14 protein-coding genes are annotated in these 17119 nt (G+C 46.5%); 3 read left to right on the top strand and 11 right to left on the bottom strand.

All coding sequences use genetic code 11. The annotated features are described in order from the left end of the window. Positions 1-64: 64 nt before the first annotated feature. The 10 genes from cas5d to ACLFWI_RS11905 all read right to left on the bottom strand — a co-directional run bounded on the left by cas5d (position 65) and on the right by ACLFWI_RS11905 (position 8027). Positions 65-841 (bottom strand): type I-D CRISPR-associated protein Cas5/Csc1, encoded by a 777-nt coding sequence (gene cas5d, locus ACLFWI_RS11950; RefSeq protein WP_446410211.1) that lies wholly within the window; start codon positions 839-841, stop codon positions 65-67. Then, positions 842-1618, bottom strand: coding sequence for a type I-D CRISPR-associated protein Cas7/Csc2 (gene cas7d, locus ACLFWI_RS11945; RefSeq protein ID WP_446413124.1), 777 nt, complete (start codon positions 1616-1618; stop codon positions 842-844). A gap of 4 nt (positions 1619-1622) precedes the next feature. Continuing rightward, on the bottom strand, positions 1623-1838 hold the full coding sequence (locus ACLFWI_RS11940; RefSeq protein ID WP_446413123.1) for a hypothetical protein: 216 nt from the start codon (positions 1836-1838) through the stop codon (positions 1623-1625). Between the two features lie 458 nt (positions 1839-2296). Continuing rightward, positions 2297-2815 carry a hypothetical protein gene (locus ACLFWI_RS11935; RefSeq protein ID WP_446413122.1) on the bottom strand — a complete coding sequence of 173 codons (519 nt, stop codon included), beginning with the start codon at positions 2813-2815 and terminating at the stop codon, positions 2297-2299. A 175-nt stretch (positions 2816-2990) separates the two neighbouring features. Further along, positions 2991-3887 (bottom strand): damage-control phosphatase ARMT1 family protein, encoded by an 897-nt coding sequence (locus ACLFWI_RS11930; protein WP_446413121.1) that lies wholly within the window; start codon positions 3885-3887, stop codon positions 2991-2993. A gap of 270 nt (positions 3888-4157) precedes the next feature. Further along, the gene (locus ACLFWI_RS11925; protein WP_446413120.1) at positions 4158-5036 is read right to left on the bottom strand and encodes an ATP-binding protein; all 879 of its coding nucleotides are present in this window, start codon (positions 5034-5036) and stop codon (positions 4158-4160) included. Next, positions 5033-5896: a nucleotide-binding protein gene (locus ACLFWI_RS11920; protein ID WP_446413119.1), complete on the bottom strand. Its 864-nt coding sequence runs from the start codon at positions 5894-5896 to the stop codon at positions 5033-5035. The genes ACLFWI_RS11925 and ACLFWI_RS11920 overlap by 4 nt, the downstream gene beginning before the upstream one ends. A 27-nt stretch (positions 5897-5923) precedes the next feature. Next, on the bottom strand, positions 5924-6241 hold the full coding sequence (locus tag ACLFWI_RS11915; RefSeq protein WP_446413118.1) for a NifB/NifX family molybdenum-iron cluster-binding protein: 318 nt from the start codon (positions 6239-6241) through the stop codon (positions 5924-5926). A gap of 287 nt (positions 6242-6528) precedes the next feature. Continuing rightward, a complete protein-coding gene (locus tag ACLFWI_RS11910) occupies positions 6529-7494 on the bottom strand; it encodes a phosphoribulokinase (RefSeq protein ID WP_446409022.1) in 966 nt (321 codons plus the stop codon). Positions 7495-7676: 182 nt separating this feature from the next. Further along, a complete protein-coding gene (locus ACLFWI_RS11905) occupies positions 7677-8027 on the bottom strand; it encodes a 4a-hydroxytetrahydrobiopterin dehydratase (RefSeq protein ID WP_446409023.1) in 351 nt (116 codons plus the stop codon). A 212-nt stretch (positions 8028-8239) separates the two neighbouring features. Here ACLFWI_RS11905 and ACLFWI_RS11900 point away from each other — a divergent pair, with 212 nt between their 5' ends. From ACLFWI_RS11900 to ACLFWI_RS11890, 3 genes are all read left to right on the top strand, one after another. After that, positions 8240-8365, top strand: a complete 126-nt coding sequence (locus ACLFWI_RS11900; protein ID WP_446413117.1) for a hypothetical protein — start codon at positions 8240-8242, stop codon at positions 8363-8365. 143 nt (positions 8366-8508) lie between these two features. Then, positions 8509-13971 carry a PAS domain S-box protein gene (locus ACLFWI_RS11895; protein ID WP_446413116.1) on the top strand — a complete coding sequence of 1821 codons (5463 nt, stop codon included), beginning with the start codon at positions 8509-8511 and terminating at the stop codon, positions 13969-13971. A 143-nt stretch (positions 13972-14114) separates the two neighbouring features. Then, positions 14115-15215, top strand: a complete 1101-nt coding sequence (locus ACLFWI_RS11890; RefSeq protein ID WP_446409026.1) for a hybrid sensor histidine kinase/response regulator — start codon at positions 14115-14117, stop codon at positions 15213-15215. Between the two features lie 169 nt (positions 15216-15384). On the opposite strand, the gene ACLFWI_RS11885 is transcribed toward ACLFWI_RS11890, so the two are convergent. Beyond that, the gene (locus ACLFWI_RS11885; protein ID WP_446409027.1) at positions 15385-16281 is read right to left on the bottom strand and encodes a lipid kinase; all 897 of its coding nucleotides are present in this window, start codon (positions 16279-16281) and stop codon (positions 15385-15387) included. Positions 16282-17119: the final 838 nt, after the last annotated feature.

Below are 17119 nucleotides of genomic sequence, written 5' to 3'. Positions count from 1 at the left end.
GGGCGCACGTCATGTTGGTAAAGGGCGCACGTCATGTTGGTAAAGGGCGCACGTCGGTGCGCCCCTACGGTTCCCCGAAATACGCCATGTCGGTTGGTAAATACACGCGGGTGGGTTCCTGGCTAAATTCGGCTTGGATTAATGCACAAGCTGGGGTAAAATACGCTGCTTCTATCAGTCGTGTGGGTAAGGCGGAGGCGATTAAGTCAAAGCGTTGGGGTTTGCTGGGTAAATCCGCCCAGTTCAAAAGTCCAGTGAGCGATCGCGCTTGCTGTACTATGGTTACTGATTGGGCTAAGGTGAGGCTCATTTTGACTTTGGCGGTGAATTTCCCTAGTCGTAGATACTGGATGGGGAAGAGGTTCAGTTGCTCATTTTTATGGTAATCCCGTAAATAGTTTACCCCCTGGCTTAAACTATCTCGACAAATTAAATACCCTGTCGCATTATCCTGGGACATTTCCTTCCCCTGATTATCGATAACCCATCCCTGACGCCGGGGGCGAAATAGTTTGGCATATCCCCAACTAGGATAACCCGATGACTTTTCTCGCCCTAAATAAAAGGTTTCCCCCATCGTATTGAATTGGTTAATCCGATATCGAGTCATGGGTAAAACCGTGGCGGGTGTGAAATAAAGTCCCGCTTGATTCACCGGGGATAATTGTTCCCGATAGAGGGGTTTTTGCGACGATTGGCGATACTCGGAAACCGCTAATCCCAAAGCATACGTCAAGGCATAATTATGGATAAACCAGCCCGTCTCAAAGACTTTACCCCGTTCCGTTGTCGCGTAGAACAGATAATCCTCAAATTGGAGGCGATAGCGATAGACTTCCACCTAACTCCGCCCTCCTGAGTAGGTTCTCGCCGCTGCATCTAAACGGGTAAAGAAGTCTTGACAGGAATCCAGTTGATTGTAAATCGAATAGACCTGATTCAGCAACCCCTCAAGTTCCGCCCTTGACATAGCGACACTATGTCCAGGTATCTCTGCTAACACCTTGGCAAAGACATCTAGAATCGCCCCTTCTGTTCCCTGGGAATTGATAAAATCGGACAGATTTAGGGAATCGGCAATTTGTCCTTGAGGCGCTAACTTATCATAGAGTCGCTGGGTTAAGTCTAAATTCGATAACTTTTCCACATTCCCGAAACTGATACCCAGAATATGATTGCGAATATACCCCTCCCGATTCGCTTGGGCTCCATAGCGGGTTGTCTGGAGAATATTCCCTAAAACATAGACTAATTCATCGGTTGTCACATCAACTAAGGTTTCTACACAAGGGAGAAATACCTGGGGAATTAATGTATCTTGTTCCGCAAAGGCTGAACCCGCAACACCGCCTTGGGTTTTATCTTGAATCGCATTCAGTTTAATCTGTTTCTGGAGTTGAGGATACCCTCTTAAGGTAAAGGCGGAATCGGTGAGCAATCGTGATTTTTGTGAACCTTCGCCTTGAACGGCGGCAAATCCATAGAGGACACAATCGGGACATTCGCCACACATTCCTTCCATTAAATAACAGGGTTTGGGCTGTTTAGATTCCTCGCTATCACCGACTAAGCCAAATTGCCGTAGTAGGGCTTTGCCAGTACGCCGTTCTGGGGCGATTTGTTTACGCTATAACCACGCGGTCAACGGTAGTTTTAGCATTTTCACCCAGATAGCCGGCTTGTAATTGTTCGGTATCTAGGGCGTCACCTTCGGTGGTGAAGATGGCGTAGGATTTGGTTTCTCGCAGAACTAATATCTGGATGTATTTGTTTTGGCGGAAGTTGGGGATGGATTTATGAAAATAGCGGGAATACTTGTCTAAGTTGGTTACAGTCATGGGTAATTGTCCTCACGAATGAATAATTTTATGTTATGTCGGAGTAGTAGGGACACCATCCTTGCGCCCTTGATTTCCATGGGTTGCGCCCTTTTATCCTGTTCAGTTGAAACCTGATTAAGGATTGCCCCATTTTCCGGGCGACCCGAGTTGATTGAATGGCTGCCAATTGTTCATTAAATTCAGCTGGTCGCCCCTACATCTGATTTAACCTTCCGTTGTTGTTTCTGTTGATTCCATTGCGCCCACTTTGCCGACAGTTGCTCTCTCACATAGAAAAATACTCCATTGGCTAAGTCATTTTTATAGCGACTCAGACGGGAAAAACTACGGTGACACCTTTGCTCAAATAGTTCGTAGTCAGCACTTTAGTGCTGCTCAATGAAGTTTTTTAGCCACTAAAGTGGCTACTACAAACGCCGATAGTTGCTCACTCACATAGAAAAATACTCCATTGGCTAAGTCATTGCTTTCATCCCTTTGGGTATAACTCGATTACACAGGCTACAAATCCCTTTAGGTGAACCTGTCTTTTTCTTGGCGGTGACGAGGGGTAAGGGATCATAAATTAATTTGTCTGAGTCTATAGACCATGATAGAATTAAGGATTGGTGAATAAACTTAAATGTATCCTCCTGTAATGCCAATTCATCTTCGACATAATTTAACCGCTTGGTGGGACTATCTAGGGCAATAATCGGAGGGGATACCTGTTGGTGCAATGTATCCAGAATTATCTCCACGGGCGTAACTAAGGCTGAATCCCCATTCAGGTTAAATTGTTCTAGATAATGATATGCCATAATCTGGCTAAATTCTGGTGTTCCCGCCCGATTGAAAATAGAGGCAGATTCGGTTAAACTGGTTTGTAAAGAGGGAGACAGTTGTAACTGCTGACTCAACCAAGGAATCACCCTTGCCCAACTCTCATCCGGGGATAAATAAACATCCCGTAACAGGTTAAGTACACCGCCCAAATAACGGTTAACTGCTGCCCATTTTCCAGCAAAATTGGAGTCGCGATCGCGAGTTGGTTCAATGTGAAAGAGTTGCTGGAAGTTCTCCTGATTCCCAAAGTTTGCTGGATGAGTTCACTGGAAGCCTTGCGAATTGCCTTGAAGCTGTTAACGGATTCTGGATTCTACGTCTGATTTAACATTCCGTTGTTGTTTCTGTTGATTCCATTGCGTGCGACGGACGACCTTGTTGAAACACCTGAACACCAACCGGACAACTTAAATCCCTAGCGATGACGGGACACTTGGCTCTGAGGAGGAAAAAAATAGTCTTGTGAGTATCACTGAGACTCTCATAATTTCCCTGCCCTTTAGCCACAATCAGATCCGCTGCATCAAAGCGATCGCGAAACGCCTCAGAGCATTCAGCTAAAATTGTCCCTGGTGCATCAGAACCATTATCCATCACCGCCACAATTTCACTCATCCCCACCAACTCCGCATCCGCCATTGTCCCATCATTCAGCACCGGATTCCCTCTTACCACATAAGTTACTTTTTGTCCAGGAAGTTGTTCAATCAGCAGGCGATCGCAAACAATTTCACCCGCATTATCTCCCAGATATAGAATCGTTTCGGCTTGCTCCACTCCCTGGCGAAACGCCTCAATAACCTGCCGATTCAGAGGAATTGTCGTGGCTTGTTGTAGCACTCGCACCACCGTTTCATCATCAAGATTTTGTTGCACCCCAAAATCAATAATATTCCCAGCAATTGCCAAACGAATCGCCATCTCTAGGGGATCAGCAGCCGATTTTACCTCAGCTAAAAACTGAGGATAAAGACTCATCATCTGCTCATTGCTACGCTCTTTAATTCCACGGTAGGGGTCTGGATTCCCGCTCAACTGTCGCAGCGTGCGGTGAATTTTCATCGCCATGTCTACTGGAGAATGAACGAAATCCATCGTACTCATTTCCTGTAACACTTGTCGCATCACTCGTTCATGGATGACGGGATCATCACTCGCCATCGTCGCCGCTTCTAGGGTTTGTCGCAAAAAACAAGGAATGCAATCTAAGTAAGTTTTCATCAGAGGATCAGTTGGTCATTGGTCATTTGTTAGGGGGCGAGGACTATTTACAGAACCTGTCGGGCGTTGAGTTTATTTCTGCCCACCGACTTATCAGGCAAAACACACCTCACCAAAAACGTTATATAGTGTTTTCAAATGAGATTTACATCTAGATTGTCTTTTCTTGGCTGCCCAAAAAAACTCCCTATCTCTTTCCCCTATTGCCTATTGCCAGAAAGGCTATTGCCTTTTTACCAGGTTGCTGTGTTGAGGACCCAAATGAAAATACTATAGACGTTGAGTCACCCGTTCCCAGATCCCACGCAGACTCGAGGCGATCGCATCCTCTCCATCTGCATATTCAATCACGCTTAAGCCTTGGGTTTGAGCGGCTGTCACCTTAGCACTATAGGGGATGCGACCCACACTTAACAATCCCTTGGCTACCGCATAAGCTTCAATCCCTTCGGTCAACTCCTGGTTAATATCTGCCTTATTCACACAAACCATCCCTGGTAGCTGAAACCGTTGCAACAACTGCACCACCCGCTCCAAGTCGTGTAGTCCACTGGGAGTCGGTTCAGTCACCAACAGCACCTGATCTGCACCCGTCACAGAAGCGATCACCGGACAGCCAATACCGGGTGATCCATCCGTAATCATTAAACTCAACCCCTGCGCCTGCGCCGTTTCCTTCGCTTTTCGCCGCACCAGAGTCACCAACTTGCCAGAATTTTCTTCCGCAATACCCAAACGGGCGTGAATCATCGGACCATAGCGGGTATCAGAGCGGTACCATTCCCCATTCACTGCTGGTGCAAATTGAATGGCTTGGGCTGGACAAAACCGTTCACAGACGCCGCAGCCTTCACAAGCAAGGGGATCAACGACATAGGTCATCCCATCCGGGGCGGGATGGATGGCTTCAAAGCGACAGTATTGTTGGCACTGACCGCAACCGATACAATCAGAAGCGTCAATCGTCGCCCGATTTCCACCCAAAAACTCTTGGCGATCGCGGATTGTCGGAGACAAAATTAAATGTAAGTTAGCCGCATCAACATCGCAGTCTGCCAGCACCACATCGGAGGCGAGGGCGGCAAAGGCGGCGACGGTACTGGTTTTGCCGGTACCCCCTTTCCCACTAATAATCACCAATTCTTTCATAAGCTAATTTTTTCCCTCAGAGTTTGGGCAATTTGTGTCAATTGGATGTGATAATCGGGGAGAACCTCCACCGCTAAATCTCCGTGGGAGTAAGCCACAGCCACCTCTCGATCATTGGCAATCTCACCCAGGATATCGATCCCTTCGGCTTGGCAGTAAGCAGACAAAGCGCGATCGCCGATCCCAGCCCGATTGACAATCATCCCAAACGGAATTGCCAACACTCGCGCCATTTCGATTACCAGTTTCACATCATGGAATCCAAAGGGCGTGGGTTCGCTGACCAGAACCAGATAGTCCGCCTGTCTTAGGGTTTCCACCACGGGACAAGAGGTGCCTGGCGGCGCGTCGAGAATAGCGACACCTGTGGCTGGGAGTTTGGCTTTGACAGCTTGAATGACGGCGGGCGTTTTCACCTGACCGATATCCAATTGTCCCTGAACAAAACCAATGCCCTTCGCCGTTCCGGTTTCCACCGTACCAATCTCTTGGGGAACTTCCGCGATCGCCCCAACCGGACAGACGAGGCTGCATCCACCACAACTGTGGCACAGTTCCGGGAATACCAGAACCGATTGATTCACCACCGTGATCGCGTTAAATTGGCAGATATCGGCACATTGAGCGCATCCGGTACAGCGATCGCGATCGACTTGGGGAATGGGCACCGTGACGCGATCTCGTTGATCTAGAGTCGGATGCAAAAATAAATGCCCGTTGGGTTCTTCCACATCACAATCGAGATAGGTCACCGCTACCCCCTGTTGCGCCAAGGTAACGGCAAGGTTCGCCGCCACAGTGGTTTTACCCGTTCCGCCTTTGCCTCCAGCAATGCAGATGGTGGTTCGTTGTTGATTCATTAACCCCTTCCTCCTGGGCTGATCTAATCAGGACGACTGTTGCCATTGTTCCACTGCCAAGCGCACCGTCGCCGCTGTACTGGTGTGGATTTGCACGCCACCTGCCTCCAGGGTTTGAGTGGCTTTGGGTCCAAAACTCCCAGAAATCACCACCTGGGCGCCTTGTTCCACTACCTTGGTTGCCGATTGCACACCGGCGCCTCCCGACTGACTGGCGGCGGCATTCGGCAGGGCGGTAAATTCTCCGGTTTGCGAGTCTATCAGGATCAAATAGGCGCAGCGACCAAACCGAGGATCAAGTGGGGCATCTAGGGTATTGCCCGTTGAACTGATGGCAATTTTCATTATCCTCACCCTTGAGTAAAACTTTATAACACTATAGTAAAATAATCAGCAGAAATTGCCACAACCTTTCGCGTCAGCCGCCGACTCAACGATTAAACGATGAACGTAATCATGCTTGAGTCATCAGGGATAATTAAATGAAAGTTGAATCAATCCCTATTCAAAACTTCAAGCAGTTTAATCACCCTCGCTCTTTACGATGTAAGCGGAGTCAGCGAAGTTATCATCAGGCGTTGATTCGTTCATTCAACCCTTGGGAAAACTCAATTTTTGGTTGGAGGGAAATTTCAGGTTAACGCGGGTTCACTGGACTGATAAATATGAGCCGCTTTCAGCATGTGATAGGTAATCAATAGTTGGGTTAACGCTAAGGGATAACTCTGGAGTGTTTCCCCTGTGGTTCCCGTCACCTTACCAATATTGGGATCACCTTCTAATGTGCAGTATTTACCCAAGTAAGGAATTTCACTACATAAAATCCTCTCTAATTCCCGCACCTGTTCCTCCGTCGCATGACCGTCAACTTCCAGGACATCTACAGGTTTACCCATATCTCGGTCTAATTCGAGACGAATGGCTGTACTCAGATGGGATTTGCTGGGACTCAGGAGTCGGGTAAAATCTGGATGAGGAATCGTCGGTCTTAGAACTAACCGCACATTCAGCATCAAATCCCTCTGTTCGTCAGATAATTCGTCAGGAGGATAGAAGCTAACCACAATATCTGACCATTTACGCTGGGGACGGATAAATTCCTCCGAATCCATTTCCCGTTTTCTCAACTGTTCGAGTACCTGTTCCTCCGTATACCCTCGCTTGCGGGTATCTCGCTTAACTTTCCACTCACTCCGCAGCGATTCTGGTGGTGCTAAAAAGACCTTGACATCGAAGCACTCACGCGCTAATCGAGTAGAATACCCGAGTAATCCTTCAACAATGACAAATCGTCGGGGTTGAATATACTCTGGAGGTTCAAAGGTACCAGTGTTGTGGTTATAGATTGGTTTGAGAATCGATTGTCCCGTTCGCAGCAAACCCAGATGCTGCTGCATGATATCTAGATAGTTACAGTCAGGATGAAGGGCTGAAATCGCTTTTTGCGCCCGTTCCTGGCGATCATAGCGGTGGTAATCATCGGTACAGAGGATTGTGACTTCATCTTCGCCCAAGATTTGAGCAATTCCTCGTGTTAGCGTTGTTTTACCAGCAGCGCTATCACCGACAATACCGAGGATAATAGGGCGATGAGTCATAGGTCTTCCATGATTATAAAATTAGGGAACTCCTGATTCGTATAATTCTAGGTGGGAAGGGGCTATTTGTCATTTGTTCCTGGTTCCTGGTTGATTGTTCATGGTTCCAGCTTCCCCAGCTTCCAGACGTAGCATGCTACGTCTCTACATTGCTCCCCCAGCTTCCCCAGCTTCCCTACACTTCAGCTTGCCATCTGACTAGCGATATCATCCGTCTTTGCCGCCATGATAAAGTCGTTTTTGTGTAAGCCGGAGATGGCGTGAGTCCACCAGGTCACAGTGACTTTACCATACTCGGTTAAAATAGCAGGATGATGTCCTTGTTCCTCGGCAATTTCACCCACACGGTTGGTAAAAGTGAGCGCTTCTTTGAAATCGGGAAATTCATAAGAGCGTTCTAAGTGGGCTTCCCCTTCTGGCTGAATTAGGTTCCAGTCGGGAATTTTCGGTTTCAGTTGGGCGATCTCCTCTTGGCTAACGGGGGATGAATTCTTGGTGCAAGCTTCGCATTTTTGTTGGTTTAATTGAGCCATCGTGATTATCCTTGTAACTGCCATCACTTTCACATACTCAACTTTGTCAGAACATCTATCTGAGGAGGAATGCCACGCTTCGTGCCGACTACGAACCTAGCTTAGGAAAATTTTAGAAGGGGGGTGACACCCCTAATACCAAAAATGATATAGTGTGATAGATAGATGCACCCTGATAATTGGGAGAGTCCTTTGAGTGGCTCTCTTTTTTATTGGTTATTGGTCGTCAGGACGTTTCCCAAACCCCAGCCGAATCGGTGGATTCTGCCTCATCGCCAGATCCAATCGCCACCCCTCAAGGCGTCCAGAAAACCACCGTCGTCGAAGGGCGGGTTTAGTTACATCTGGGTGCTTTCGTAAACGATAGTAGTGAAACCCGCCCCTACAAACCATACCCTCTTTCCGAAGCGAAGAGTCAAAACTCAAAACTTCCTCCTATGCTAGATAGGAGTGGAATCAGCTTTCGGATGCAGCACCTAGCATGGATCGCAACCCCGCCCAAACTCGACTATCTCGCCGGATCACGATTTCCCGTCAACAAAAACGCCAGCTAATCCTGGCGATCCCTGTCACCTGTCTTGTCACCTCACTCGCCACATTTAGCTGGTTGCAATTCCAAACCGCCCAAGCCGAAGCTAGGTTACGACATACCCAACGGGTGCGTCTGGAAACAAAAAGCTTACACTCCGATCTTCTGGAAGCCGAAACTGCTGTCCGAGGGTATGAAATTACCCGCCGTCAAGACTTTCTGGATCGCTATGAATCCGCGATTGCCCAAATTCCGGTAACTCTGGATCAATTGCGTCAACTCGTTGCCCAAGAAAATGCCCAAGCTAGTCGCCTGCAACGGATTCGTGAATTAGTCTCCGCCAGAGTCAGTTTGCTACAACGGAATCTCCGATTAGTGGATGCCAAACCGGAAACCGCTACAGAGTCCCCAGAATTCATCGACCAATTGGTGAAGGGGAAACAAGTCATGGATCAAGTCAACGCTGAAATCCAGCAGTTTCAGATCGCTGAACAACAGGAACAGACGCAACTCAAGCAAACATTAGAACAACAGCGCCAATTTACCGGGTCAATCTTGGCACTTTCAGCGATTATTGGTATCGGTGGTTCCCTTCTCGCCGCTTACCTGTCACACCGTTTAGAACAACATTTACAGGAACGCGATCGCTGTTGGCGGGAGAGTGAAGCCCGTTATCGGGCAGTCGTGGAAAATTTCCCCAATGGGGCGGTGCTTCTATTTAATCATGAATTACGCTATCTATTGGCAGATGGGAGTGGTTTAGCCCCTGTCAGTTTATCCAAAAGCCAATTAGAAGGGAACACTATCTGGGAATGCTTTCCCCCCCAAACTTGTACCCAGCTAGAACCCCTCTATCGCCAAGTCTTAGCTGGGGAAACGGTTACCAATGAGATGCCCTTTCATGATCGTATTTTCATTGTCCATGCCCTACCTCTGAGAAACCAGACGGGTGAAATTATTGCCGGTATGGTTGTAACTCAGGATATCACAGAGCAGAAGCATTCCGAACAAGAACTCTATCACGCCAATCGCGCCCTACGAACCCTGAGTGAATGCAATCAGGCTTTAGTCTTGGCTACCGATGAACCCACCCTACTGCACAATATCTGCCAAATTATTGTGGACTTCGGTGGCTATCATTGTGCCTGGATTGGGTTTGCCGAACACGATGATGCTAAAACTGTGCGTCCAGTTGCCCAAGCGGGGTATGAGAAGGGTTACGTTGAAGCCTTACAGATTAGTTGGGCAGATAATCAACGCGGCGTCGGACCGACAGGAACCGCTATTCGCACCCAAAAACCCAGAATTATCCAAAATATTCTCACTGATCCGAGTTATCAACTGTGGCGAGATGCGGCTAGTCAACAGGGGTATGCGTCATCTATTGCTTTGCCCTTAATTGTAGAAGGAACCTGTCTAGGGGGATTAAATATCTATGCCACTGAACCTGACGCCTTTGATCCGGCTGAAGTTAGATTACTCACAGAATTGGCAAATGACGTGGCTTACGGTATCTCTGCATTGCGGACGCAAATGGCATTGCGCCAGAGTAAACAGCGTTTAGATGGTATTCTCAATGCCCTGGATGATGTCGTCTGGTCAATCTCCGCTACGACTGATCAGGTGCTGTATTTAAATCCAGCCACGGAAACTGTCTATGGGCGTCTCCTACAAGACTTTTTTAACCATCCTCACCTGTGGCTAGAGGTGGTTCATCCGGATGATTATGCCCAGGTTAGTACCTTTCATCAACAGTTACTGGTACAAGGTACATATAGCCTAGAATATCGGATTCAGCGACCGGATGGAGAGATTCGCTGGCTTTATGATCGGGGACGGGTGACCTATGATCAGGAGGGTCATCCCCTACGACTGGATGGGATTGCTTCGGATATTACCGATCGCAAACAAGCTGAGGAAGCCTTACGTGTTAGTGAGGAACGCTGGCATTTAGCCCTGCGGGGGAATAATGATGGCATTTGGGATTGGAATGTGAAAACCAATCAGGTTTTCCTTTCGCCCCGTTGGAAAGAAATGTTGGGCTATGAGGAGGATGAAATTCCCAATCACCTAGATGAATGGTCGAAACGAGTCCATCCCGATGACCTAGAGTGGGTGATGCAGGTGATTCAAGACCATTTTGATCAGAAAACTCCCTACTATATCAGTGAATATCGCCTTTTGTGTAAAGATGGCACTTATAAATGGATTTTGGATCGCGGACAAGCCCTGTGGGATGAACATGGCACAGTGATCAGGATGGTGGGTTCACACACCGATATTAGCGATCGCCAAGCCGCAGAAGCTGCCCTACGAGACAGTGAAGCCCGGTTTCGTGCCATGTTTGAGAGGAGTAAGGCGATTAAACTGTTAATTGATCCGGAAACGGGGGCGATTGTGGATGGGAATTGGACGGCAGTTAAGTTTTATGGCTATTCGCGATCGCAGTTAATCACCAAAAAGATTACGGATTTCAATTGTCTGCCCCCCGATCAAGTTCAGGCGGAGATGAGACGGGCAAAATTAGAGGAACGATCTTATTTTATCTTTCCTCACCGTCTGGCGTCGGGAGAGATTCGAGATGTGGAAGTGTATTCCAGTCCGATTGAGATTCAAGACCGTACTTTTCTGGTTTCGATTATTCATGATATTACTGAACGTAAACAAGCAGAACGGGCATTACATGATAGTGAAGAACGCTTCCGGGCTATCTTTGAACAAGCCTCGGTGGGGATTGCCTTGGCTACACCCTCTGGCGAACTCTTGCGGGTGAATCAACGTTACTGTGAGATTACCGGGTATCCTGAATCTGAATTATTGGGGCGGCGGGTACAAGATATTACTCACCCGGATGATCGGGAACAGAATATTGAGTATTTACAGCAGTTAATCTCCGGCAAAACCTCCACCTATGCGACGGAAAAACGGTATATCCGTAAGGATGGACAATACCGATGGGTCTATATTTCCATCTCGCGGGTGTGTGATTCAGAAAACCAACCCAACTATGCCCTGGCTGTCGTCGAGGATATTAGCGATCGCAAAGCGACAGAAGCGGAATTGCGGGATAGTGAGGCGAAGTTTCGGGCATTCCTCGAATCGGCATCCGAAGCGATTATTGTCACTAACGCCCCGGGAGAAATTATTGTCTTTAATGCCAAAGCTGAAGACTTATTTGGCTATAATCGCAGCGAGGTATTTGGACGCAAAATTGAATACTTAATGCCGCAACGCTATCACTCCATCCATACTGATCATCGGCTGGATTATCTCACCCATCCCAGTAAACGTTCCATGGGTAAATCCCAGGAATTATATGCCAAACGTCAGGATGGAACTGAATTTCCCATTGAAGTGGGGCTGAGTACGATTCAAACCAAGAATGGCACATTTGTGATTGCCTTTCTCACCGATATTACCGAACGTCAGCAGGCGGAACATGAGATTAAACGCCTCAACCAGAAGTTAGAATCTCAGATTCGGGAAACTGAGACGCGATATGCCCAAATTGTGGAACTCGCCGAAGAAGGAATCTGGGTAACAGATGCCCAAGGCAATACCACCTACATTAATCAGGCAATGGCACGGATGTTGGGGTATACCGAGGTGGAAATATTAGGACATGCGATCGCGGATTTTCTCCCCCCTGGAGATAACCGTTTCACTGCCGCTGCGAGTATCCCTCTGCATCAAAATCAGGTGCATCGCCAAGAGGTTGAATTACGCACAAAATCCGGTAATAGGATCTGGGCATATATGTCCACCAGTCCCGTCCTCGATCACCAGGAAAACCTGTTATGGTCTTGTTCCTTAGTTTATGATATCACCGAACGCAAGCAAGCCGAAAAACAGTTACGCGAAAGTAATGAACGGATTAGTCTCGCCAATGCGGAATTAGCCAGGGCGACTCGGTTAAAAGATGAGTTTCTGGCTAGTATGAGTCATGAGTTACGCACCCCGTTAAATGCGATTCTGGGTTTAGCGGAGGCACTCCAGGAAGAGGTGTATGGTTCATTAACCCCCAAGCAGCGCAAATCCTTGGCGACAATCGAGCAAAGTGGTAAGCATTTGTTAGACTTAATTAACGATATTCTGGATCTGTCTAAAATCGAGTCGGGGAAGATGTCCCTCTCGGTTTCCCTTGTCTCTGTAGACAGTCTGTGTGAATCGAGTTTGACGTTTATTAAACAGCAGGCGCAGCAAAAAAATATTCGACTCGATTACCACATTGCACCGGGTTTAAGCGAAATTGAAGTGGATGAACGGCGCATCCGCCAGGTGTTAGTCAATTTATTAAGTAATGCGGTAAAATTTACGCCGGATGGGGGTCAGGTTTCATTGCAAGTTACCACTGATCCTGATGGTGAACAGTTGCAGTTGAGTGTTACCGATACCGGGATTGGTATCGCCCCCGAAAACCTGAATAAACTATTTAAACCCTTTGTCCAGTTAGATAGTAGTCTCTCTCGTCGCTATGGGGGGACAGGGTTAGGGTTAGCCCTAGTGCGGCGAATTGTGGAATTACAAGGGGGAAGTATTGCCTTAGACAGTGAGGTGGGCAAAGGTAGTTGTTTTACGGTAAACCTTCCTAGGAAACATCCAAGTCCTATCCAGGAAAGACTGAGACACCCGAAACTGATATCTGGAGAATTACCACCGATTCATAAAGCCTTAGTGGTGGAAGACTCCGATGCTTCAGCTAACCATATTGCCCGGTATCTGGGAGAATTAGGCATCACTGTTTTGATTCATCCCCAAGGGGAAGGCACTATTGATGCGGTGCAGACGTTTAACCCGGATGTAATTATCTTAGATATTTTACTACCGAATCTTTCCGGTTGGGAGGTGTTGGTGCAGTTAAAGGAAAATTTAGCGACTCAATCCATTCCCGTTGTTGTGGTTTCTGTTGTCGATGATCCGACTCAAGCCTTAGAATTAGGGGCGTCTGACTATTTACTTAAACCCGTTTCTCGTCCCCAGTTACAGTCAGTCTTGAGTCAGTTGTTTGCCACACCGCCGGAGACGACTCCGCCTGTGGTTGAGGAACAGTTACCGTTAATTTTATTGGCAGAAGATAATGAGGCAAATATTATCACCTTGACGGATTATTTGCACAGTAAAGGGTTTCGGGTGGTTTTAGCTAGGAATGGGATTGAAGCGGTGCAACAAGCCAAGCAGCATACACCTGATTTAATTTTAATGGATATTCAAATGCCAGAAATGGATGGATTAGAATCAACCCGCCAGATTCGGGCGGATAGGAATTTACCCCGGATGCCGATTATTGCGGTGACGGCGTTGGCAATGCCGGGCGATCGGGAAAAATGCTTGGCAGCAGGGGTAACGGAGTATATGGCGAAGCCGATTCGCTTGAAAAAGTTGGTGACGCTAATTGAAGACTATCTGCATCGGTAATATGGTCAAATTATATCCACTCCAGTCGCATTATTTTTTATTAAAAAGCCTAAAACAACAAATTAGCTAAAGTTCAACCCTCTAAAATCCCCAATGATATAAGTTTTTGACAGTTCCCGATCCTTACCTCAACGTTCCTATCTATGGTTAGCCTAAATCAGAACACATCTATCTTAATCGTGGATGATGATCCCAACGCCTTTGATGTGATTGAAGCCCATCTGTATCGAGAAGGGTATGACTTATTTTATGCCGCCAGTGGTGAAGAAGCATTAAACCTACTCGACTCGGTGGAACCGGATGTCATCTTACTAGATGTAATGATGCCGAAGTTAAATGGGATTGAGGTATGTCGCACGATCAAATCCGATTCCCATTGGAAACATGTTCCCGTGATTATTGTAACGGCACTTAACTCTAAAGAAGACTTGGCGCGATCGCTAAATGCGGGTGCTGATGATTTTATCACTAAACCTGTCAGTGGAATTGAACTGCGGGCAAGAGTGCGATCGATGTTACGGATTAAGCAGCAATATGATGCCCTAGAAGCGACGTTACGTCTGCGGGAAGATTTATCGAATATGATCGTCCATGATTTAAGAAATCCGCTGACTAATATTTTACTCTGTAGCGATTTGCTGTTACAAAGTACAGGCAATGACAAAGATTTACAGCGATTGCAAATTATTTCTGACTCCAGTCGCGAACTCAACTCCATGATCGATAACTTGCTCATGTTAGCGAAAATGGAATCTGGTAAAATGGTTTTGAATCAGACTTGCGTTGATTTAAATCAATTAGTGGCTGCGGTAATTTTCCAATTCCAAGCCATTGCAGATCATCAAAAAATTAAACTAATAGGTAAGCTTACCGAAACCCCATCTTCTCTTGATCTGGATATAAATTTATTTCATCGCGTTTTGGAGAATTTAATTGCCAACGCGATTAAGTTCTCTCCCCCAGAAAGTTTAGTCATTGTTGCCGTAAATTCTGCCAATGAGTCGGTATCCTCAAATTTCCCCAACGCCAAAGCCAAGCTTGAGATTATTGATTCAGGTCCAGGAGTCAGTGAAGAACGAAAACACCATATTTTTGATAAATATGAAGTGGGAGATTTAATCAGTGGCGTGTCTCAGATTGGCTTGGGTTTAACCTTTTGTAAAATGGTCATTGAGGCGCATCAGGGGAGAATATTCGTCACAGACAACCAACCCCAAGGCTCAATCTTTACAGTAGTCCTTTAAGGGCGAGGGAACAGGAAATAGGGGGTGTAAGTAGGTCATTTGTCATTTGTCATTTGTCATTTGTAAGGGTTTGAGGCTTGTTGGCAAAGTTAGTATGGTGTTGTTTTCTTTTGTCCGACTACTTAGAGATGTACCCTACTACGTCTCTAAATTTTCCAATCACCCATCCCTATCTGGGAACCAAAACAGATATAACTTGCGGAATCACGCGAAAGGTTGCTGGCGTAGAGGTGGTAATTTCTCCATCCGTATTGATAGAACGAGATTTGCGAGTATAGATCTCAAATTCCGTACCCTGGAGAGTACGAACTCCGGGTAAATCGGCGTGGCGTCCCCGCCATAACGCGGGTAGTATAAATAAAATCTGCCACCAATGATGCATTTCCAGACTGTATAAATCCAGCCGTTGATCATCAATTTTAGCATCATGACATACGGTCATTCCTCCGCCATAATGTCGCCCATTTCCGATAGCAATTTGAATTGTCTTTATCCGAATTGCTTCTCCATTGATACTAATTTCTGCCCGAAATGGTCGTGCTTGCCAAATCATTTTTAATGCCATAGACAGGTACGCTAAAATTCCCCAGCGACTTTTGTCTTCTTTGGTGATACGCTGAGTAATTTGTACACTTAACCCACAACTGGCAACATTAAAAAAATATTTATCATTAACCAAACCCAAGTCTATTCTATGGTGTTGACCCGTAGCAATGACTTGGCACGCTTTCGGTAAATCAACGGGAATTTTTAACGTCCGCGCCAAATCATTCGCTGTTCCCAAGGGTAAAATACCTAAAGGTAGCTGAGTATCCACTAACCCCTCTATCGCCGCATTTAACGTACCATCACCACCACCAATAATTACCAGGTCTACCTGATGGTGATAGTGACGGATTATGTCAGGAAGCTTTAGTGGATCTTCCGTTAATTCTTCTAATACAATAAAACCCAATTGCTTAAGTTGACTAATCGCTTCGGATAGATGCTTTTGTCCGTACCGAGACTGACGATTGACTAATAGTAAGGCTCTTTTCGGCGGCAACTGGGGATGGTCATTTGTCATTTGTCATTTGTAAGGGTTTGAGGACTTATTAGAGAATTGGTGAAGTGTTGGGTATATTTCCACCGACCTACTTATTACATTTTATCTGTTTGATGCGATCGCACCTCTTCTAACGGGTGGATATTAGCATTCTCATTCCACCCGTTGTCTTTTTTGGCTCAGGCATTCAATGCATTAAATGGCTTTTTTGTCAAATCTGCGGCAAAATGAGTCTAGGCAATTGGGTAATGCAACATGCTTGTAGTATTTAAATTTTGCCGACGCGAGAACGAAAAAAATAACGCATTATCAGGCGTTAAAGCGTTTACTGCTGAAAATTGGCACTAAAATAAACCCAATACAGGATTAAAATAACATCATACTACATCCTCAAACCCCGATCAAATCAGGATTTAGCCGCGACGTTTTCGGGCTGCCCTAAATCCGCTTTGCTTTAGAATATTAAAACGTAAACGTCGATGTTAAAAGTTTTCTTTATCTAATCGTGCTGCTTAATCTCCGCAATTCAGGATAAAACGCGAATCCCGCAAGGGGAGGAGAAGCCTACAGTCTAATCTTTGATTGACTGTAGAAGTACGTCACGATAAATTAAAGGACGCGATCGCACAACTCAACCAATCCCAACCCACACCCTAAAAACCGTAGGGTAAGCCCCGTGCGCCCTTTGCCAACCTGCGCCCGATTTAATCGAGTCAATTGTCGGGGCGGGTTTAGGGATTTAATGTCGTACCCACCGATAACCTTTCAACAAAACCCGCCCTGCTCAGGTTGGCGAAAAATATTCTAATTAGCGATCGCCTGTTGGTTCTGGGTGAATCATAAACGGTTCAATTTGTCA

The organism is Coleofasciculus sp., from assembly GCF_046539235.1.
Classification (GTDB): Bacteria; Cyanobacteriota; Cyanobacteriia; order Cyanobacteriales; family Coleofasciculaceae; genus Coleofasciculus.
Note: the sequence above shows the minus strand (reverse complement) of the source record. Positions and strands in the feature narration are given on the sequence as shown.

Bases quoted from the DNA above. Each gene is read 5' to 3' on its own strand.
- ACLFWI_RS11940 (WP_446413123.1), bottom strand. From the start codon at position 1,838: ATGACTGTAACCAACTTAGACAAGTATTCCCGCTATTTTCATAAATCC.
- ACLFWI_RS11930 (WP_446413121.1), bottom strand. From the start codon at position 3,887: ATGAAAACTTACTTAGATTGCATTCCTTGTTTTTTGCGACAAACCCTA.
- ACLFWI_RS11925 (WP_446413120.1), bottom strand. From the start codon at position 5,036: ATGAAAGAATTGGTGATTATTAGTGGGAAAGGGGGTACCGGCAAAACC.
- ACLFWI_RS11920 (WP_446413119.1), bottom strand. From the start codon at position 5,896: ATGAATCAACAACGAACCACCATCTGCATTGCTGGAGGCAAAGGCGGA.
- ACLFWI_RS11915 (WP_446413118.1), bottom strand. From the start codon at position 6,241: ATGAAAATTGCCATCAGTTCAACGGGCAATACCCTAGATGCCCCACTT.
- ACLFWI_RS11910 (WP_446409022.1), bottom strand. From the start codon at position 7,494: ATGACTCATCGCCCTATTATCCTCGGTATTGTCGGTGATAGCGCTGCT.
- ACLFWI_RS11905 (WP_446409023.1), bottom strand. From the start codon at position 8,027: ATGGCTCAATTAAACCAACAAAAATGCGAAGCTTGCACCAAGAATTCA.
- ACLFWI_RS11895 (WP_446413116.1), top strand. From the start codon at position 8,509: ATGGATCGCAACCCCGCCCAAACTCGACTATCTCGCCGGATCACGATT.
- ACLFWI_RS11890 (WP_446409026.1), top strand. From the start codon at position 14,115: ATGGTTAGCCTAAATCAGAACACATCTATCTTAATCGTGGATGATGAT.
- ACLFWI_RS11885 (WP_446409027.1), bottom strand. From the start codon at position 16,281: ATGACAAATGACCATCCCCAGTTGCCGCCGAAAAGAGCCTTACTATTA.